Below are 18,652 nucleotides of genomic sequence, written 5' to 3' on the forward strand. Positions count from 1 at the left end.
GGGGGGGCGGTGGGCGGCCGTCAGGCCGCCTTGGGCTTGCTGCGCGACCAGATGAGGTCGTGCGTGTCATTCTCGCCTTCGATCAGGCGGGCATAGACCGTCGCCGGGAATGAAGGATCGTCGATGGCCACCGACAGGTAATCCCGCCCGGCCTCGCTGGTTTTCTTCCACGCCGCGCCGAAGTCGTGGCCGGCCGCTTGCAGGCGGAAGTCCGGGGCGCTTTCGTTCTCGCCCTTGTCGTTGGGAACCAGCTTGACCTTGAAGTTGAGGGTCAGGGTGCGGAGCTGGCCGGTGAAGCCGTCTTTCTCTGCGGTGAAGGTGCCGATGTTAGCCATGATGATTTCTCCTTTCGGGTTGAACAAGGTCGCGCCAGTGCGTCCTTGTTGTGATCCGTCCGGCGGGGATGGGCTGGCCGCACCGCTTGCGGTCGGAACGAAGTGGAGAACCTGGAAGCAAAAATAATTTGTCCCGCGAGGAATGCGCGCAGCGCAGGGGAAATTATTTTTGCTGGAAGGTTGCGGCCATGAAGCCCAAGGCGCAGCCGCGCCACCGCCAGGATTCACAACAAGACAAGGACGTACAGGCCGACCGCTCCCGAATGGAGACATGGCCGACTCGGCATCCCCGCGTGACGGCTTCACCGGCTTGCGCCCTGACGCGGGCCAGGTCAATGCCCCGACGACAAGGCCGGAGCGCCCCTGCCGCAGCTCGCGGCACATGCTTGAGGCGTGGCGTGGAGGCTCCATCGGGCGAGGCCGGGCGGTGTGTCGGTGAACCGTCCTTCGTGACATACAGGCAACGAACCGCCAGCGTCGAGGACGGCACGCTTTCGCACAACCTGCCGCAGCAAGCCGGGGCGTAGCCCCACAAGCCCCGCCCATTGCGGCGGGGCGCAGTCCAAACACCGGCGGCGGGGTGCGCCGCCGCACTTGTGGGCTTCGTGGTTTCTCGCGCACAAGGCCGCGTGTGCGCGGCCCCCGCCGCGCCCGGATTTTTGACCACCAGCCCCAGGGCGGAACGGACTGGGGCTGGCGTGAATGATGGGTTAGTCCTTGGTTTCGATAATCCACCACACGGCACGCGGCAAGGCGCGGCCCGTGATGGGGTGAAAGTCGGTCAGGTCGGCTCGGGCTGTCCAGCCGCGAGGCGGACGGTAGCCGCGCACGTCGCCTTCGCCGTGCCAGCGGCGGGCGCGTACCGTACCGGGGGCATAGGTCGCCGCCATGCGTGGGCGGCTGGTCGTGGTGCGGGTCATTGGGGTTTCTCCTTGCAGCGAAGCGCCCCGGTCGAGGCCGGGGCGCTTGCCTTCCGTGCGGGTCAAGCGGCCAGTGCTTCGGCGGGTTCATCCGCCATTGCCTCGGCATCCTCCGGGGCGTTTTGCTCCGGGCCTTCTTCCTGCACGGCATCCTGCGGGCCTGCGGCCTTGAAGATGGCGGGCATCCAGCCCGTGCCATCGGCCAGCCGCTCGGCCTCGCTGGCAATGTCGGCCTTCTTCAACTTCGCCAGCCGGGTTACAGAATCCGGTGCAAACACGGCCACGGCATCCAGAATCACGGCCTTGGAAACATGCTTGAAGTAGCCTTCTGCGGTCGGCTTCCACCATGCGGCCATGTCGAGGCCCACGGCCTGCGCCAGTTCTGCGCCGCGCTGGTGCGGCGTGGCGCGGGGTGTCACCACGTCCACCGTGGAAGCCACGCACACGGCCAGCAGCCGCACCAGTTCATCTTGCGGCTTCGCCAGCAGCACGGCGAACAGTTCGGCGCTGTCCTCCGGCAAGGCTTCGCCCGCCACCTGTTGCAGTTCGCGCAGCGCCACGGCGGCGGGCGATTCGGGCAAGTCCGGGGCCATGCCTTCCAGCCGGTCTTGCACTTTGAGGCTTACGCCCAGCGGCAAGTCGTGGCCGTAGTGGCTGCCCTGCAAAACGGTCTGCACCATGCCATGCACCACGGCGGCCAGCGCGGCTTGCGGATGCCGGGCGACTTCGATTTGCAGCGCGGCGGTGCGGTGGGCGCTCAACTTCTGCGCCAGCCGGTCGGACATGGCGGCGGCCTTGGGCTGCCTGTCGTCGTCTCCGTCCTCGCCTTCCTCGTCGTTCGCGGCTTCGCCTTCGCCGCCGAAACCCTGCCGAATCCTTTCCAGTGTGCGCAGCGCCTTGGCTTCGGCTTCGCGCATCAGGCCGCGATGAATGACGGCCTCGCCGTTGCGGTCGATGGTGACGATGGCTCCGGCTGCGGCCTTCACGTTCGCGCCGTAGTCTTGCAAGCCATCTTCTAGCGCTTGCAACTGCTCGCCCACGGCTTCGCCTTCCTCCTGCAAGGCATCGGCCTTTTCCTCGTCGTCGGCGTCCAATGCGGCATCCACGGCTTCGGCCAGTTCGTGCATCCGGGCTTGCAGCTTCTCGATGCGTGCGGCTTCGCGCTTGTTCGGTTCGCGGCGCTCCCTCGGGGCGCGTTGGAAGGTGTGCAGGTCGGCATGGGTCGCGCCCGGCGTGGCATCCACCCACGCCCAACCTTCGGCGCGAACATTGGCGGCAATGCCTGCCAGCCGGGTTTGCGCCAGTCGTTCCAGCAGCGCGGCATCGGTCAGATACACGCCCGCATCGCCTTCCGCAAACAGGTCGCGGCGGATGCCACCGCCTGCGGCTTCGTAGGTGTCCAGCCCTACGAACCGCACCAGCGGATGCCGGTAGGCGTCGATTTCGCGCTCGGTCAGGCGTTCGCGCAAGTGGGACGGATGCCGCTGCCACTGCGGGGCATCGTAGAACGCGGCTTCCTGTGCGGCGTGGTCATCGGTGATGGCAAGCGCCATCAACTGATCGAGCGTGACGGCATCGGCGCGATAGTCGGCCATCAGGCGCGGCGACACGTTCGCCAGCTTCAAGCGGCGTTGCACCACCAGCGGCGTGACGCTGAAATCCGCCGCAATGTCCTCGATGGGCCGGCCTTCGGCCACCAGCGCGGCGAATGCCTCGAACTGGTCGGCGGGGTGCATGGCTTCGCGCTGTACGTTCTCGGTGAGGCTGGCCGTGCGGGCGGTGCCATCGGCTACCAGCAGGCAAGGAACCTCCCATTCCTTGCTGATGCGGTGCTTTTTCGCCAGCAGCTTCAACGCGGCGAGGCGACGGCCACCGGCGACGACTTCGTAATGCTCGCCATCGGCGGATGCAATCACGATCAGGTTTTGCAGCAGGCCGACACGCTGGATGGATGCGGCGAGTTCGGGGATGGACATGCGCGGGGTCTTGCGCACGTTGCGGCCCGTGGGGCGCAACACCAGCCGCGACAGCGGAACCAGAATCAGGTTCTTGGTCGGGTCGGCAGCTTCCAGCGCGGGGGCTTGGATGGCGCGGGCTTCGGTAGTGGTAACGGCGTTCATGGTGTATCTCCAATCAAGTGAAACAAGGGAATGGAGGGGAACCGCCCCTCCGGCGGGTAAAAGATCGGAAGGGTTCAGGCTTTCAACTGGCGCAGGCCATCGGCCAGCATCCAGAGGGCGCGATTGAGGCGCACATCGGAATCAATGCCTTGCACCGGGCGGGTCTGCTGGCGGCGCCCGTTGGCGCTGCGGCCATGCAATCCGCCTTTGGTCAGGTTTTCTTGGGTGCGGTTGAACACGCTCCACAAGTCCGGGCGGCGGTCGTCGAACCGGCGCGGCATCAGGATTTGCGATTCGGTGATGGGCGCTGGCTTGTTGTCGGTGGGGTCGTACTTGAGGGCCAGCGCGGAACGGGCGAACACTTCGGCCTCGCCTTCGTCCAGCGTGATCGCGCGCATGGCATCGCGGGATTCCTTCACCCGCTCGAAGCCGCTCAACACCTCGAAAGCGCCTTCGATGACGGAGCCGGCTACGTCGCCTTTGTGGGGCACGCGCACGTCCGCCACGGTGTCGCCGCAGACAAGACCATTGCTGCACACGAACCGGAACATGCCGGCCAGCATCTGATAGCTGCTGGTGCCGTCATGCGAGTTCAGCAGCACGATTTCGTTAGCCTCCGCGCCGTTGATCTGGCTGGCGTGGCGCAGGCGAATCATGTGTTTCGTGTGCTCGCGCTTGCCTTCATCGCGCACGCGGGTCTGCGTCACCATGAAGGGCTGGAAGCCTTCTTTCCGAAGCTCGGTCAGCACGGCGGCGGTGGGGATGTAGGCGTACCGCTGCGAACGGCTCTCATGCGGGGCGTCCGCGAAGATGGACGGCGCGACACGGTGAATCTGGTCATCGGTCAGCGGGTATTCGCTGCGCAGTGCCGGGGAACGGGAAGCGAAACGGGATGCGAGTTGCATGGTCTTTCTCCTGACAAAAAGAGGTTTGCTGTTCACACCGCACACCGGATTCCTAGATTCGGAGCCCAGCCTTTCAGCTGTTCGGTGCGGTCGGCACGAGGAACCCGGTTAGCCCTGTTGCCACCGTCTTTCCTGAGTTCATCGCCCGCGACGGTCAGGAGCGCGCGAACGGGTGCCGTCAAGGAGGCAAGCGCAGGGTTGGTGCGGCCCGCAGGCGCAGCCGAGGACACGGCCCTGCGTGCCTTGACGGCACACGGGCGCGGGCTACAGTCGCAGACAAGGTGATGAGGTCAGGGAAGACGGCTGGACATGGCAACGGCCATCCCTATGTGCCGAACCGCACGGCAAGCGAAGCGCGCAGGCCCGGATCTAGAAGCCGGGCCGGAGGCGTCAGCCGAGCGGAGCGAGGGAACGATGGAAGCCCGTCAGGGGCGAGACGCCGCAGGCGGCTCGATGCGCAACGCGCACGACAGCGCGACCGGCCATGTCTTCTTGGCCGGGGACGCCCTGACTTCGATGCTCGATGAACATCACGCCCAGGACAGCCCTCATGCACAAGGCATCGAGAAATTGCTTCTGCTGCTGGGACTGCGATTGGCTTCTGGCCGATCCGGCGCAGCCGGTTCGGCGGTCTTCCAGGGGCGCCAAGCATCGCGCGGCGGGGATAGCCCGCAGGGCTTTCCCCTGGAGGCAAGCGAAGCGCCGCGGGCGCGAAGGCATCGGCATCGGGCGCAGCAAAAAGAATGGCGCGTCGCCCGAAAGGACGACGCGCCGGGTTGTTAGCGCGATCAGCTCGTCGCCGGCGACACCATCGCTTCAAGCTGCTCTATGACGCCCGGCTTAACGAAGACGCAAGGCTGGTTGGCCTCGATCGGCACGTTGAACACCTTGGCGAACACATGATGCTTCAGGTGCGCCAGCCGGCCCGTGCGATAAGCCTGCTCGGGCTTCAGGCGGCCACCCGGCGAGCCGCTGCGCTGCGGGTCGCATTCGACTAGCGCGACGAAACCATCGTCGGCCAGCTTCTGGTGCTCGGGGCATAGGCCCCAGCCCGTCTTCGTATGGTGCTCCATGCTTGCACGCAGGCGCTTGTCGAGCAGGATGGTGCCGGTATCGAACGCTTTGCCGCAGACCAGGCAAACGTGCTGTTCGAGGGAAACATGTGATTTATCGTTCATGACGATCTCCGGTTACACAGGCGGAATTGCCCGGAACCGTCACCAGCACGGCGCAGCGCAAGCGGTCAGGGGTCAAGGACGGCCGGGAGGCCGCAAGCGTGCTTGCACGCGCAGCCCTTGACGGCGAGAACGCCGTGATACGGTGAAGGGAACAGCAAGACCGCCTCACACCACCACCTACGCACACCTGTCTTCAGCAAGCGCAGGCCCGCGAGGGCCGTAGCTGCGCCACCGGGCGCAGCAAAAAAGGGGCCGCAGCCCCCCTGTGTCAGATCAGGCCACGCTCAGCGAATGACGTAGTGGCCTCGCCGCCGACGACGATGTGATCCAGCGTGCGCACGTCCACCAGCGCCAGGGCTTCCTTGAGGCGTTGGGTCAGCAGCTTGTCCGCCTGGCTCGGCTCGGAATTGCCGCTCGGATGATTGTGCGAAAAGATCACGGCCGCTGCGTTGTGTTGCAGTGCCGTTTTCACGACTTCGCGCGGATACACCGATGCCTGGTCGATGGTGCCGCGAAACATCTCCACGTATTCGATCAGACGGTTCTGGCTGTCGAGGAACAGCGTAGCGAAAACCTCATGCTCGAAGTTGGCCAGCTTGGTGCGCAGGTAGTCCTTGACCAGCGCCGGCGAAGTGAACAGCGTCCCGCGCGGAGTTTTCTGGTCGATAACGTACCGCGCAGCTTCCAGAATTTGGTCGGCAGTCGCCGGCAGATAGCGCCCCTGGTCGTCACGCACCAGCAGCGAGGAATCGAGAGACAGAGAAAGTTGCGACATGATCATGCTCCGGTTGCTCGGGCGGAATTGCCCGGAACCGGCCTCAGCACGGCGCAGCGCAAGCGGTCAGGGGTCAGCGACGGCCGCCAGGACGCAAGCGCGCAAGGCGCGCGCAGCCCTTGACGGCGAGAACGCCGTGATACGGTGAAGGGAACAGCAAGACCGCCCACACCCCGCCCGCAGAGACGACGGATGGGCAAGCGCAGCGCGCAGGCCCACAGGGCCGGAGGCGTCAGGGATCAAAGCCGGATGGCCATGACTCGGTACGAGGCATGGGGCGTAGCCCGCGAGCCCGACGGCGGAACGCCGGGACGCTCTTTTGTCGCTAAGTTCCTATGAAATGTGGAGCTTCAACTCGCGATCTATAGGTAACGACGTGACCACACGCATTTAGAGCATCGTCAGCAGGTTGGAGATGAAAATTGCTTTGTCCATAGAGCCGTCGATTCAGTCAAGAACCGCTGTTGCGCAGTCAGCGCTTCCCTCAAATCATTGCCCAAATCGTGGTGCCCCTGACTCAATAGTTCTGCCATCACGGACTCGGCGATTTGCGAACCCCGGGGGAATGCCAAAAGCGTGCCTTCGGCCAGTACAGGCGGGAACTCCATGTTCGAACCAGAACCTACCAAGCTCTTCACAGTCCATAGCATCTGTCCGGCCAAATCCTTGGGGAGCAATACCAGATGAAATCCATCGAGCAGCCATTGCACAGTCAAATGGTTGAGCTGGTAGAGATAGAGTTTCGAGGCGAGGTGAATGCGCGCGCCAATGCGCTTAGCGACATGCACGGCGCCCGCAAGATGGTGAGATCCGCCACTGTTGTCAAGGAACAAACGGCCATCCCAAGCTCGCACGCTAAACGTGTCGGAGCCACGTCCGTGCAGTAGCCGAATTTCGCCATGAGAACAAAGCTCTTTTAAGCTCGCATCATCCAGTCCGAGCGGGGGCTTTCCTTTTCTGGCATATCGATTCTGCTCATCAATATAGTAGGCACCAAAGACATCCACACTTTCGTGTGGCATATCTGCCGACTTGCTTGCGGAGATGCCCTCTATATCGCTTGCGTCGCATTCAAAGTGAGGCACCATCGTCACTTGCACTAGCGATCCATGAGGACTTTGGAAAGCCTCCTTAGCGCCCGAGGCTAAGCCCGAAAATCGGCTCCGCAAAGTAAAGTTGCTGCGATTAAGATTGTCCAGGATGTCCCATCGACGGCGTGAGTCATCAAAAATCTTCGATTTTGCGGTGTTGAGGAGCACATTTTTTCCTGCCGACTCCTTGAGCCCCAATAGCTCACGCCAAGCTTCACACCGCTTCCGTACAAGCGCCGGCGGTCGATTCCAAAATCTTCGCCACCACGGCCATGTGTGGAGTTCAAGCACAGAAATTGGAAACTCAGAGAGCGACATCGCATGCATAGGTTGCAAGTACCTGGTAGTTAGGCAAGCGCAGGCCCGCAAGGCCGGAGGCGTCAGGAATCAAAGCCGGGTGGCCGCGACTCGGCATGAGGCGCGGGGCGCAGCCCGCGAGTCCGACGGCGGAACGCCGGGACGCTCATAACGTAGGCGGCAGAAAGCCAATGAACAGCACGTCACGCTCAAACTGCCCGCTCAACTCTCTTGCTCTTCGGGGTACTCTGCTTGAGGAATTGATACCCAGCCATCGCGGGTAATGCCCGCCCCAATGCGGAGATTCTTGCTTTCGGTTGCCGCCCAGTGCCCACCCCGGTGCAATACAGCGCGAATTACGGACTTCCGCGGGTGATCCTCATCGGCTTTGGCAGAACTGCAAATGGCATTCCAGGTATGCTTGTCCGGCATGCTGTCCAATCGTGGACCAACCAGTTGATCCAGAATTTCAGTCGAGACATTGTGTCGCCCGCCATGATGAGGCACCTGGAAATACCGAATGCCTGGCAACGCGAGTCCGGCAAAAGGCGCGTAGTCAATAACCTCTTGCAGCGCTTCACGCCCGGCATCGCCAGTAAGCATGACACGATGACCGTTCAGAACAGCCGACTGGACCACACTCATTTCATTTTCACGGCTGGTAGGCTCCGGCGGAAAATATTCCTCGCCCCACAGGGACTTGATGTAGGCGGTCGCGGCCTTCACCACCCGGAATATGCTGCTCAGCGCGCTATCCAAAGCACTTTCTTCAACAGCTTCCGGTGTCTTCGCGGAGTCCACGATCAGGTCGAAGTAGCGATCTAGTGTGGGTGCCATCACCATGAAGGGACCGATGTTCTGCCCCTGAAGAGGGGCATGGATTGGAATTCCCTTCTCCACCGCAAGATCCTCAAGAATTGCCGTGGCATCGTAGATGGAGCGCAATTTCCGTCTCAGTGCTTCAACTGATTCATAGGTCTCGAATCGATCAATCAACTGATCTGCATAGATCCACGGCCTGTTGATCCAGAGATTTTTGACTGTGCATTGCTCCAGGACTTTTCGCAGCCCATTGGCGTGATCGCGATCGGGGTGTGTGAGGATCACATGGTCGATGACTGTTGTTCCATAGTACGTCTTCAGGTGCTCGACGAGCTGATCTCCCGTATCCAGATACCCACCGTCAACGACGTGCACGCCCTCTGTGCCATTCACCGAATAGCGTAGCGTGATTGCATCCCCGCTTTTCGCTGTTTCGACGCCAAGAAAATCGATCTCGAAGTAGTCAGCCATACATCCCTTTCGTTTTATGCCAAGAAAGTGCCGGCGGCTTTGCCTTTACCAGCGATCCACCGCACACCTGAGTCCTGTCGGAGTCCATACCAACGACACGGCGGGAAGGCCGCCAGCATCCTCGGCGATGCCGCGCAACGTATTTCGGTCTATGCCCGAATGTGCGCCGCCTTTCGGGTGGCTATGCCAAGTGCCGATGAAGGCCAGATACCCCAAAGAGGTTCCATTCGCTGTGCGCAAATTTTGAACAAGCCCATTCGTCCCAAGGACGAAGCGGGCGGCCTCCCGAATGCTGTCAGGCGGCGCATCCACGAGGCCAGCAATGGTGATGGTTCGATTCTCAAACGAGATACGACCGACCAAGGCTCCACCTGTTTCCAGAGCGCCCCAGCGCAGCGCATCAGCATGGATCGCTTGCACGACAGGGTGCAGAATCCGAATGTTCCAGCCACCATCGTCTGCTACGTTGAGCACAGTGGTCGGGCCGAGGCTGGTGCTGGTCCATGCCATGCCGAGGCCTTCGGTATCCGAGACCCCGGCGCAAAGCGTCGCCTCCTTCGGGAGTCCGCCAACGAGCCAGCGTTCCAGTTGCAGGCCAGCTAATGAAGCAGAACGCGAAACAACGGCATCGGACATTGGCATCGTCAGTGAACGGCAGTTGTCGCCCACAAAAATACGCGTCGGCTCAGACGTATCGCCAGCAATCGACGCCCGCAGTTCCGGCACAAACCGACAGCACTCGAACAAGAATGCCGTAAGATCGTCAACCCGACCGGCGCGACCAGGCCCTTCAAGCAAAACCGCGACACAGCGCCCCTGGCCATACATGACGATCCGTGCCAACCGCGCAGGGGATTGGTTCAGCGCCGTTGATTGCGTTTCTGCGGCCAACACCTGAAGTGAGGCTGTCGCATCCACGATGAGGGCCGCATCCTGCGGAACGGTTGCAGCAAACTGCGCAGCATCGACCAAGAGAGTCACTGCGTCGGTGTCGAACGCTTGCGATTGAAGATGCGACAGCGACTCAAAGGCCGTCTTCATCAGCGCCGACTTCCGAGGTGGGACCAGCACCGATGCCCGCTCAATGAGTGCATGCCGGGCCGCGTTGTGAGGCGACATGGACTCGTTATCGACGAAGGTCATTGAGCCGAAACCCGCTCGCCCCAGTTGCATCGCGATTTTCGACCCCACGCTTCCGCAGCCGAGCAAGACCAGCGGCTGCGATGTGGCCGCAGATGGAATGCCGGACGTTCTTGCCAGCAGTTCGGGAGACAACGCATGTGCGTGAAAAGCCGGGTGAACCGTGGCGTTTCGCTCCAGGAGCGATTGAGCGTTGAGTTCATAGCGCACCACGTAGGGCAATACCTCGATACTTCTCCCCGGTGAGCCCACAAGCGACGCTGGCCTTTGAACAGTCAGAATCACAATCGCATACAAGCCATGCGTCCAGCCACGCGAGTCTTGCTGCATATCCAGAATCGAACGTCCATAGTAGCCGTCCAAGCCTTGAGCCAAAGCGTCACGATCGACGCCGAGTTCCGCTGCTCGATCAAGCAACGTCGCGAGATCGACAACCGTCTCGGGTTGATAGTGGCCGACCACATGCGGGTTGCCGTCGGTTATTGGAGCCCGCGCAATGAAGGCTGCGGTATGGCCATTTCCCCATTTACCCAACTTGTCGTTGTGAACCTCCTGATAGAACACAGGATCGACTTGAGCAGTCAGTTCGGCATTGACGATGGCGTATAGCCCGCCATCAATCGTCACGTAGCCTGCGGGAACCACCAAAATCGTGCCGTCAGCGGGAGCGGCGGCCGCGACATTCTCGGCACTGAATACAAGGGTCGAAGGACAACTGTCTCGACGAGTCGGCTCCCACCCCTGTTCAAGGTCCAGCAACGTCCCGGCTGCGGCCTTGTGCAACCAAACGATCAACTGATCGACGATGGCGTCCAGACCAAACCGATGCAGCAGCTCGTCCAACGATCCCTCGAACAGACAAGGCGAGACCAACTCGCCTTCGCGATGAGGATTGATGTGCGGCAAGTTGAGTGGGAAGTCCGCACGCAAGAAAGGCTTGGGTGCAGACATGGGCCAGTCACTGCCGAATACCAGAACGCATGTCTCGACCGAGCGCACTCCGGTCCCGGATACGCCATTGCGCCGAGACCTGCTCGGCAATTCAACAGCAACATCGACTTCAATCTGCGTCGATTCACCACTTTTCCTTGGCTCGCCAACGCGGACAAGGCCCCTGTGCCGCTGAAGTTGATGCAGTGCGTCCGCGATGGTGCCCGTCATGATGCCCCGTGTGGCATGGGCGCGCGCGCGGAGGTCACCACGGCAGCGGCCTTCGATCCGGACTCCTTCTTCGAGGGAGGTTGCACACCCTGAGCGGTTACGGTGAAAACGAGGGGCTCCACGGATTTTTCGCTCGGATATTCGCCCGTGCAGTAAAAGTCGCCTTTTACTTCGTCCACGATTGCTACGTATTCACGCTTTGCGCGGATGCAGGGCGGATCGCTGTCGTCGTCTGCGATCGGCTTGCAACTGGCGACGATGACGGCGCCGTCACGGGTCTGCGAAAGCGCCTTGCGAGCATCAGCATCGAGCTTGGCTTTTTCACGGTAGTCGGACCAGCTGTCATAGGACAGCGAATGCCAGGAACAATGATGAGGCGCCTGCATGATGTCGTACTCAAGCACATCTGCTTCAGCCTTGTGGCGTTGCCACTGGCGGTTCCAGATGAACACCTCAGCATCGCCACCAGTAAGGAATTTCGCACCATCCGGCGTCTGCGCGTCAGCCGCCAACGTGATGTTCAGAATAACGCTGGACTGGTTCTTGACCAGGCACTCTTCCTCTTCCTCGTCATCCTGGGCGTCCAGTGGAGCCAAAAGAAACGCAGAAAAGAATGCGGAACTCTTGCCATTGATCGTTGAAAAGCGCGTGTCCACCTTCCGCACAATCGAAGTGAGATCATCGGTTTTTCCGTCGATGTCCTCGCCCATGATCTGAATGCGGTCACCGTTCCCGACGGCGAAATTCTTGTCACGGTTCAGTTGCACGCGCCGACGCGCCTCCGTGTTGAATGCCTTGGCGTCGTCGCTCAAGGTGTGCGTCTTGCTGGCGCGTCGAAACACGATCGGGGACGACCACATCTCGCGGATCACGATTTTCTTGTCCTTGTCGTCCTTCTTGTCGTCCGGGTACTTGTCGAGTGGCCCTAGGTAGAAGTGTCGCTTCAACCCTCGGCAATGGTCTTGATCCGGGTGGCTCAGCAGGAACGCATCGACATACGGCCTGCCGTTCTCATCCTTCTTCAGTCGTTCGCGCAAATCCTTGGCGACATCGCGCGCCTCCCCGTCAGGGTCGTCGGCGTCTTGCCTGATGTTTACGTCGATCAGCAGAGTCGTCGCGTCGAGATCGCCGAACTTGATGAGGGTCATGTCCCCGTTGTCGACGGGAAAAAACGTGATGGTTGTAGGCACTGGGGTCTCCGGGTAGACGACCGAAGGATGATCGCGTATAGTTAATGTACGACGATTTTTTATATCCGTCTACTTTTTAGGCGTGACTGATGCAAAAACCTTCCTTTCCTGCCGCCGAACCTGCTGAGCCTAAGGGGCTAAGTTGGGGGCTGGAGAGCAGACTTCAATTCATCGATTTCCGTCTGCGCTGGGAGCGGCGCATCAACCGGATGGATCTCACCGAGCACTTTGGTATTTCGGTCCCGCAGGCATCGCTGGACATTTCCAAGTACATGGAGTTGGCGCCGAGCAACCTGACTTACGACCGCAGCTCCAAGACCTACACGGCAGCGCAGAGTTTTCACCCGCTTTACCAACGAAGCTCGGCGCAACGCTATCTAGCAGAACTGCTAGCGACAAAGATGGGAATTGTCGAGCCGACGGCCAGCTTCATCGGCTCCGCGCCGGAGACAGATTGGGCCCCGTCCCCTTGGCGCACGATCAATGAGCAGACCGTCGAAGCAGTGGTGCGCGCAATCCGCCAGCAGGAATCCATTCTGGTGAGCTACCAGTCCATGACGTCGTTGGATGAATCGGTTCGCTTGCTGTCTCCCCACGCCCTTGGCAATGACGGTTTTCGCTGGCACATGCGCGCGTTTTGCCACAAGCGCCAGCGCTTCAGCGATTTCGTCCTTGCTCGAATCCTGCGCATCGATGGCTTCGAGGCGACCCAAGTGGACTCCAACCAAGATTCGCATTGGCAAACTGTATTGACGCTGGTACTTGCACCGCATCCCGATTTGCCTGCAGCCAAGAAACGAGTCTTAGAGTTGGACTACGGCATGGAAGATGGAGAGGTCAAACTTCCATGCCGCCAAGCGTTTCTGTACTACACGCTGAGACGTTTGGGTTTGCATACCAAGGAAGCACCCGACCCTCTCGCGCAGCAGATCACTTTAAAGAACCGCGATGAAATTCAACCCTATATTGATGCCTTGTCGGCCCAAAGCTGAACGCCCATGACAACTATTTTTGAACTGGTCAAAGACCCCTATGAGCGCAAGGCGCGCGTAATCCCAGGACTTCTTGTAGCGTTACCGCTGCTCGTTCCTTTGTTGTGCGTCTACGGCGCAAAGCACCCGGTACTTACAGGCGTGATCGGCTTGCTTGGTGGCTGCGGTGCCATTTATGCGCTTGCGAGCGTAGCTCGCGGGCGCGGGAAGAAGCTTGAAGAGATCCTGGTTGCAAGGTGGGGCGGTATGCCGACAACCATCGCGTTACGCCATCGCGACAAGTTTCTCGATGGTGTCAGCAAGCAGCGCTACCACACGGCGATCACGGCCAAGCTGGGCATCGCCATGCCAACGGCAGAAGAAGAATCAGCAAGCCCTGACAAGGCAGACGACATCTACATCGGTGCCACTAAGCGGCTTCGCGAACTCACGCGTTCCAACAAGCAGCTCTTGCTGAAAGAGAACATCGCCTACGGATTTCACCGCAATATGCTGGCAATGAAGCCTGCCGGCATCGTGTCGTGCCTCCTGGGCATCGTCTACGGATTGCTGATTGCAAAGATTCTGCAGGTAGTACCTCCTCATTTTAACCTAGAGCACCTTGCCGATCCGGGGCTTGCCGCAGGCTTGACACTGCTCATTTCGCTGGCATTACTTGCCGCTTGGCTGCTGTATTTCGATCAGGGCGCGGTCAGACGGATGGGGTTCGTCTATGCAGAACGCTTGTTTGAGTGCTTGCCGTCTTTGCCTTCTTCGGCCCCGCGGAAAAGAGCCTCAAAACCGACTACGGACTGAGATTCAATGCTCTTTGCAAATAGGCGCGTAACTCCGCAGGAATGCTTGCCTATCGGCTGACTTCCGACGGGGGATGGTCACGCCTCTTGGCTGGCAGCCGCGTGATTGCGATGCAGGTCCGAAACCACCGCGATCAATCTGTTGATCGGTTCAGCCAGCCGCTTCGGCAAGACGCGATGCTGGGTATGGGTTTTCAAGTCGGCGATCCAGCGATGCGCAACCCACACGTCTTCTTCAGGGTGGTGGTTGTCTACGCCGTTGCAATACTTGTAGCCAACGAGCGAATCAGTGTGCGACAGCAGGATGCGCGCCATCGTCATGTGGAAGCGATGGGCCTGGAGATCCGCCGGGCCTTTGGGACGCGGCAGGGTCAGTCGTAGGCATCGCTGGCCGTTGAACTCGCTCCAGTCGGGGCCAACGACTTGTCCCGCGCGTTCCAGCATCTTGCGCGACTGTTCGTTCTTGCCATTGACCAAGGCAACGGCGACCGTACCCTTCGGGTACTCCAGCTTTTCGGCGAGCAGGTTCATCCAGCGCACCAACTTGTTCAGGGTCTCATCGTCGGCAAACACAAGGAACTGATGGCGCTGCTCGTCGTCCAGAAACGCCGGCAATTGCGCGTAGAGGGGGTACAGCAGGTCGTGGAGATAGATGTAGGTCTGCCGGCGTCCTTGCTCGTGGCTCCGCGTGGTCGCAGTCAATACCTGCCGTGCCCACTCGGGCGTGAGTTCGTCCAGCGTCATCTCGGTGATGTCGATGGAGATGAGCGGGAATCCGAGCGACTTCCCGATAAGAGCCTTGCGCCCGTCGAAGGCGTGGCCGAGTTCGATTTCAACGCCGCCCAGCACCATCGGTTCAGCCTGGACCGGGGGGCCGAGCACGGCAACGTCGAGCCGGAATTTGCTGCCGAATGGCGTCTCCAGGGGATGCTCGGTTGCCACCTGGTCGGCGCCGAGCAACAAGTTGCCTTCCAGCGGATAGTCCGACGCATCCATATCCTTGAACGCCCACGGCATCGCAAGCCCGGCATTCAAACGTCGTGAGAGTTCGGCCGCGACAAGTTCTTTCGCCCGCCGGTGTTCAGGACTTTCCTGCACGGCGCGCCATCGGCTGGCTTCTTCATCGTCGAAGTGCGCTTTGGGGTTAAAGGTGTGCTGGGCAGGAAGTACGCGGAAATGGGATCGCCGACGCAGCTTCCCGCTTTCAAAGGAGGGGCTGACCCATGTCACCATCTGGCGCTCTGCGCCTGGAGACACCAAGGGCCACAGCTTGCGCGCATGTTCCCGGCTGCGAACGTCGCGCGCGGCAATCGTGGTCTGGAAAATCCCTTTTCGAGAGAAGACAACGATCGCCTCGTCCATTCCTGTCTCTCACTTACGGCGATACGGCCGCTAATTTCGTGGTGCCATCCAGCTTGCGGTGAATCAGCGATACCAGCGTCAGGATGTCCAGTGCGTCCTGTTCGGACATGGGCCAATTCGTCTTGGGCGCATGGGCCAGCGGATTGCGCACGGCGCCAAATAAGCCGATCAGCAGGTTGGCAAAGCCTTTCTGCTCGCTCTTTTCGGACTCGGTGGTGAGCGGTCCCAAGGCGAGAACGGGTTGCTGGCCTGCGAATGCCTTGTTCACCAAGTCCGCGCCGTCGCCGTTCAGGCCCGACAGCAGGCGAATCCGCTCCGCAACACCTTTCGTTGCCTCGAACACGGCATGGAAGTAGTTTTCCTCCAGCAACTCGGCGCGGCAGTAGTTCAGCACTTCCGCATGGACGACGCGGCTTTCCAGTGCGGCCTTGAGTCGTCCCGCGCGGGCGCGGGCGGCATCAAGCGTCGTGGCCTTATCGGCGTGAGCAACCTTGCCGTCATCGCGCACGTAGAAACCGGAGAAGGCAAGGACGACATTGAGTTCGTCGCGCCGCCAAGCGAACGTCGCGGGATCGCGGGCGTAGTTCACCGGGTTCATCGCGCGGTTGATGAACATGATGAGATGGTTGCCGATCTGGTGGTGGTTCTGCGCACCGGCCAGCGCATTGAACAACCGCTTCCACTTTGTCATGCCGGGCGACGTGTCGGCAACCTCGATTTCCTGCAGCAGCCGCTCGATCTGTGTACCGCTCAGACCGCGTTCGGTATCGGCGAGCACGCGGCAGGCGGCTTCAAGATGCTGTGAGTTGAAAGGGGTAATTCGCGTCGCCAATGCCTGTCTCCCTCGTCAGGCATCAGATGATGGCCTGCAGGCCCTTGTCGGCGATGACGTTGAGCAGTTTGAGCGCTGGCCCCGTGGGATGGGTTTCGCCTTGTTCCCACTTGCGCACGGTCGAGGCCGACGTGTGTAGATGAAGAGCGAACACCGGCTGGCTAAACTTCAAGGCTTCACGCAGCCGCTTGATATCGAAAGCACTGAACTCCCGCACCGGCGGCGGGCAGATTGCGTCGAACTCGCGCATCGTTACCTTGCCGATCGCTCCCGCTTCGTGGAGCGCGGCCAGATCGCCACGCAGGGATTCAATGATCTTGCTCACAATGCACCTCCAATAACACGCCTGACTGCAACGCCTTCGACAATGCTTCGGCGGACAGTTCCAGGAACACCTTGCCGGCGAATTGCAGTGCCTTCTTCTCGTCCTGCGTAATGTTCGCCTTGTCGCTCTTGGGGAACCCATGCAGGAACACATAGCGGCTGCCGATCCGGGCCGACAATAACGTGCGGTAGCCGCCACTCTTGCCACCACCAGGGCGGGCAACCCGTTTCTTGTAAAGGAAGCCGCCCAAGTCCGCGTCAATCAGACCGCTTTCCATCTCCTGAACCGCTTTGCACAAGGCGGCATCGGACAGCTTTTCGCCCGCCTGCCACCGCGCAAAATCCTTTCGTTTGAGGATGCGCGTCATCTTGACCTTCAAACTATACCCGAAACGGGCACACTTTTCCAGTGCTTAGTACGATACGCAGGCGGTGATGGCCACTGAGCCAATTGTCGTAGCGGTGATACGACAATTGGGGCGGCAAGGTGGATTGCTGGCCTCTGATCATGCGGTCACCTCTTTCGGTTCTTGATGCATGCTGACGACCGACTTGCGTCGATTCGCCACCAGTTCGGCGGCTTCCCGCACGGGCTTGTCCTCGGTGTGGACGTAGCGCATGAACATCACCACGGTCTTGTGCGCCGTCAGGGCCATGCCGACCTTGACCGGGATACCCGAATTGGCAATGTCGGTCGCCGAGCGGTGGCGGATGCCGTGCGTCCCCACATGCGTTGCCCCCGCCGCTTTGAGCGCACGGCTCCAGCCGCCGTAATACTCGCCCGTGGTCAGGTGTTGCCCTGGATGGCGCGGCGACGGCAGGACGTAAGGATTGCCTTCCTGCCTCGGCGCCGTCGAAAGCAGCCGGTAGGCTTCCTCGCTGATGGGCTTGGACATACCGCCGGTCTTGCTGTCAGGCCAGACGACGCGGCGGTTTTCCAGATCGATCCATTCCCATTTGAGCGAGACGATTTCGCCACGGCGGCCGGCAAACTCGAATTGCAGGCGGATCGCCAACGGGATGACGTAGTTCTCCAGCCCCTCGGCCTCGATCTTGTCGAGCTGCCGGAAAAGTTTTCCCATGTCCTCGTCGCTGATAAGGTGGGTGGACTTGCCGGCAGGGAACATTGGGACATGGCGGCAGGGATTGGTGCCGTCAGGCCGATAGCCCCACACCTCAGCCAAATTGAACATCTTGCGCAGGATGCTGAACGCCTTGTTCGCCTCGGTCTGCTTGTAGGAAAGCTTTTCCATCAGTCCGGCAATGTCAGGCCGCTTCACGTCGTGGACCTTCTTGCGGCCCAACAACGGGATGATGCAGCGGTCGATGACACCTTGATAGCCGACTCGGGTGCTGGGCTTGTTGCGCTTCTTGGAGTGGTCCTCCATGAACTTCTTGCACAACTCTTCGACGGTGGGCGCTTTGCGTGCTTCCGTCTTGGCTGCGCCGGGATCACCACCCCGGCGTACCTGGGCCAGCCATTCTTGCGCGAGCGAACGGGCCTGTTCGACGGTCAGTTCCCCGTACTGACCCAAGGCGGGCTTGCGGCGCTCGCCAGCGTTCGTCCGGTACTGGAGCATGAACACCTTGCGGCCCGACGGGGTAATCTTGCACAAGAAGCCGGGAACCAACGTATCCCGGAGTTCGACGGCCTGCGCCTGGGGGTGTGCCGCATCGACAGCGGACTTGGTGAGTTTGATTTTTGCCATGATGACTCCTTGGAAAGACCCGGTTCCCAGGAGCCTTCTAGGGGCCAGTAGAGGGAAAGTCAGGTCAAGTTTCGGAAAGCACCGGCATATGATGAACTCGCCTAAGTCATTGATAAACCTGCTGTATCAAGCCTTGGCGTAGTCCAGCGCAGTACCGGGCTGGAGTCATGGTGAAATAAAAAAGCCGGGTATGGCGGCTTCGCCATACCCGGCCTACGTTACTACATCAACACG

General features: G+C 60.7%; 18 protein-coding genes. 3 read left to right on the forward strand and 15 right to left on the reverse strand.

Annotation, left to right across the window (positions count from 1 at the left end; genetic code table 11):
* Nucleotides 1-20 precede the first annotated feature (20 nt).
* The 4 genes from ACMWKA_RS08805 to ACMWKA_RS08820 all read right to left on the reverse strand — a co-directional run bounded on the left by ACMWKA_RS08805 (nt 21) and on the right by ACMWKA_RS08820 (nt 4,280).
* Nucleotides 21-335 carry a DUF736 domain-containing protein gene (locus ACMWKA_RS08805; protein WP_004883051.1) on the reverse strand — a complete coding sequence of 105 codons (315 nt, stop codon included), beginning with the start codon at nt 333-335 and terminating at the stop codon, nt 21-23.
* Nucleotides 336-1,045: 710 nt separating this feature from the next.
* Entirely contained in the window at nt 1,046-1,255 is a 210-nt protein-coding gene (locus tag ACMWKA_RS08810; RefSeq protein ID WP_023110658.1) for a hypothetical protein, read from the reverse strand.
* Nucleotides 1,256-1,317: 62 nt separating this feature from the next.
* Entirely contained in the window at nt 1,318-3,375 is a 2,058-nt protein-coding gene (locus tag ACMWKA_RS08815; protein WP_014703524.1) for a ParB/RepB/Spo0J family partition protein, read from the reverse strand.
* Nucleotides 3,376-3,449: 74 nt separating this feature from the next.
* Nucleotides 3,450-4,280, reverse strand: coding sequence for a DUF932 domain-containing protein (locus ACMWKA_RS08820; protein WP_023110659.1), 831 nt, complete (start codon nt 4,278-4,280; stop codon nt 3,450-3,452).
* 414 nt (nt 4,281-4,694) lie between these two features.
* Between ACMWKA_RS08820 and ACMWKA_RS08825 the strand changes: the two genes are divergently transcribed.
* Nucleotides 4,695-5,063 (forward strand): hypothetical protein, encoded by a 369-nt coding sequence (locus ACMWKA_RS08825; RefSeq protein ID WP_014703521.1) that lies wholly within the window; start codon nt 4,695-4,697, stop codon nt 5,061-5,063.
* Between the two features lie 5 nt (nt 5,064-5,068).
* Here the strand turns inward: ACMWKA_RS08825 and ACMWKA_RS08830 are convergent, their stop codons facing one another.
* The 6 genes from ACMWKA_RS08830 to ACMWKA_RS08855 all read right to left on the reverse strand — a co-directional run bounded on the left by ACMWKA_RS08830 (nt 5,069) and on the right by ACMWKA_RS08855 (nt 12,405).
* A complete protein-coding gene (locus tag ACMWKA_RS08830; protein ID WP_014703520.1) occupies nt 5,069-5,458 on the reverse strand; it encodes a hypothetical protein in 390 nt (129 codons plus the stop codon).
* 268 nt (nt 5,459-5,726) lie between these two features.
* Nucleotides 5,727-6,233, reverse strand: coding sequence for a JAB domain-containing protein (locus tag ACMWKA_RS08835; RefSeq protein WP_014703519.1), 507 nt, complete (start codon nt 6,231-6,233; stop codon nt 5,727-5,729).
* Between the two features lie 401 nt (nt 6,234-6,634).
* Nucleotides 6,635-7,492, reverse strand: coding sequence for a DUF6685 family protein (locus tag ACMWKA_RS08840; RefSeq protein WP_045285107.1), 858 nt, complete (start codon nt 7,490-7,492; stop codon nt 6,635-6,637).
* 351 nt (nt 7,493-7,843) lie between these two features.
* Nucleotides 7,844-8,914 carry a ComEC/Rec2 family competence protein gene (locus ACMWKA_RS08845; protein WP_014703517.1) on the reverse strand — a complete coding sequence of 357 codons (1,071 nt, stop codon included), beginning with the start codon at nt 8,912-8,914 and terminating at the stop codon, nt 7,844-7,846.
* A gap of 45 nt (nt 8,915-8,959) precedes the next feature.
* On the reverse strand, nt 8,960-11,215 hold the full coding sequence (locus ACMWKA_RS08850; RefSeq protein ID WP_014703516.1) for a ThiF family adenylyltransferase: 2,256 nt from the start codon (nt 11,213-11,215) through the stop codon (nt 8,960-8,962).
* Complete coding sequence (locus ACMWKA_RS08855) at nt 11,212-12,405, reverse strand: metallohydrolase (protein WP_076877480.1); 1,194 nt, start codon at nt 12,403-12,405, stop codon at nt 11,212-11,214. The genes ACMWKA_RS08850 and ACMWKA_RS08855 overlap by 4 nt, the downstream gene beginning before the upstream one ends.
* 89 nt (nt 12,406-12,494) lie before the next feature.
* On the opposite strand from ACMWKA_RS08855, the gene ACMWKA_RS08860 reads away from it, so the two are divergent.
* Both ACMWKA_RS08860 and ACMWKA_RS08865 read left to right on the forward strand, forming a co-directional pair.
* A complete protein-coding gene (locus tag ACMWKA_RS08860; RefSeq protein ID WP_060092248.1) occupies nt 12,495-13,397 on the forward strand; it encodes a WYL domain-containing protein in 903 nt (300 codons plus the stop codon).
* 6 nt (nt 13,398-13,403) lie between these two features.
* Nucleotides 13,404-14,192, forward strand: a complete 789-nt coding sequence (locus ACMWKA_RS08865; protein WP_076877479.1) for a hypothetical protein — start codon at nt 13,404-13,406, stop codon at nt 14,190-14,192.
* Between the two features lie 77 nt (nt 14,193-14,269).
* On the opposite strand, the gene ACMWKA_RS08870 is transcribed toward ACMWKA_RS08865, so the two are convergent.
* The 5 genes from ACMWKA_RS08870 to ACMWKA_RS08890 form a co-directional block, all read right to left on the reverse strand.
* The gene (locus tag ACMWKA_RS08870) at nt 14,270-15,553 is read right to left on the reverse strand and encodes a hypothetical protein (RefSeq protein WP_014703511.1); all 1,284 of its coding nucleotides are present in this window, start codon (nt 15,551-15,553) and stop codon (nt 14,270-14,272) included.
* Between the two features lie 13 nt (nt 15,554-15,566).
* Complete coding sequence (locus ACMWKA_RS08875; RefSeq protein WP_014703510.1) at nt 15,567-16,385, reverse strand: TIGR02391 family protein; 819 nt, start codon at nt 16,383-16,385, stop codon at nt 15,567-15,569.
* Between the two features lie 22 nt (nt 16,386-16,407).
* Nucleotides 16,408-16,710 (reverse strand): helix-turn-helix domain-containing protein, encoded by a 303-nt coding sequence (locus ACMWKA_RS08880; protein WP_014703509.1) that lies wholly within the window; start codon nt 16,708-16,710, stop codon nt 16,408-16,410.
* The gene (locus ACMWKA_RS08885; RefSeq protein WP_014703508.1) at nt 16,694-17,077 is read right to left on the reverse strand and encodes a type II toxin-antitoxin system RelE/ParE family toxin; all 384 of its coding nucleotides are present in this window, start codon (nt 17,075-17,077) and stop codon (nt 16,694-16,696) included. The genes ACMWKA_RS08880 and ACMWKA_RS08885 overlap by 17 nt, the downstream gene beginning before the upstream one ends.
* Before the next feature lie 138 nt (nt 17,078-17,215).
* On the reverse strand, nt 17,216-18,418 hold the full coding sequence (locus ACMWKA_RS08890) for a site-specific integrase (RefSeq protein WP_316391999.1): 1,203 nt from the start codon (nt 18,416-18,418) through the stop codon (nt 17,216-17,218).
* Nucleotides 18,419-18,652 lie beyond the last annotated feature (234 nt).

It is taken from the genome of Enterobacter sp. 03-F-07-AD-ECC, assembly GCF_047530935.1.
Classification (GTDB): domain Bacteria; phylum Pseudomonadota; class Gammaproteobacteria; order Enterobacterales; family Enterobacteriaceae; genus Enterobacter; species Enterobacter cloacae.

Excerpts from the sequence above, each read along its gene's own strand:
- ACMWKA_RS08805 (WP_004883051.1), bottom strand. The coding sequence starts at position 335 with ATGGCTAACATCGGCACCTTCACCGCAGAGAAAGACGGCTTCACCGGC.
- ACMWKA_RS08810 (WP_023110658.1), bottom strand. The coding sequence starts at position 1,255 with ATGACCCGCACCACGACCAGCCGCCCACGCATGGCGGCGACCTATGCC.
- ACMWKA_RS08815 (WP_014703524.1), bottom strand. The coding sequence starts at position 3,375 with ATGAACGCCGTTACCACTACCGAAGCCCGCGCCATCCAAGCCCCCGCG.
- ACMWKA_RS08820 (WP_023110659.1), bottom strand. The coding sequence starts at position 4,280 with ATGCAACTCGCATCCCGTTTCGCTTCCCGTTCCCCGGCACTGCGCAGC.
- ACMWKA_RS08825 (WP_014703521.1), top strand. The coding sequence starts at position 4,695 with ATGGAAGCCCGTCAGGGGCGAGACGCCGCAGGCGGCTCGATGCGCAAC.
- ACMWKA_RS08830 (WP_014703520.1), bottom strand. The coding sequence starts at position 5,458 with ATGAACGATAAATCACATGTTTCCCTCGAACAGCACGTTTGCCTGGTC.
- ACMWKA_RS08835 (WP_014703519.1), bottom strand. The coding sequence starts at position 6,233 with ATGTCGCAACTTTCTCTGTCTCTCGATTCCTCGCTGCTGGTGCGTGAC.
- ACMWKA_RS08845 (WP_014703517.1), bottom strand. The coding sequence starts at position 8,914 with ATGGCTGACTACTTCGAGATCGATTTTCTTGGCGTCGAAACAGCGAAA.
- ACMWKA_RS08850 (WP_014703516.1), bottom strand. The coding sequence starts at position 11,215 with ATGACGGGCACCATCGCGGACGCACTGCATCAACTTCAGCGGCACAGG.
- ACMWKA_RS08860 (WP_060092248.1), top strand. The coding sequence starts at position 12,495 with ATGCAAAAACCTTCCTTTCCTGCCGCCGAACCTGCTGAGCCTAAGGGG.
- ACMWKA_RS08865 (WP_076877479.1), top strand. The coding sequence starts at position 13,404 with ATGACAACTATTTTTGAACTGGTCAAAGACCCCTATGAGCGCAAGGCG.
- ACMWKA_RS08870 (WP_014703511.1), bottom strand. The coding sequence starts at position 15,553 with ATGGACGAGGCGATCGTTGTCTTCTCTCGAAAAGGGATTTTCCAGACC.
- ACMWKA_RS08885 (WP_014703508.1), bottom strand. The coding sequence starts at position 17,077 with ATGACGCGCATCCTCAAACGAAAGGATTTTGCGCGGTGGCAGGCGGGC.
- ACMWKA_RS08890 (WP_316391999.1), bottom strand. The coding sequence starts at position 18,418 with ATGGCAAAAATCAAACTCACCAAGTCCGCTGTCGATGCGGCACACCCC.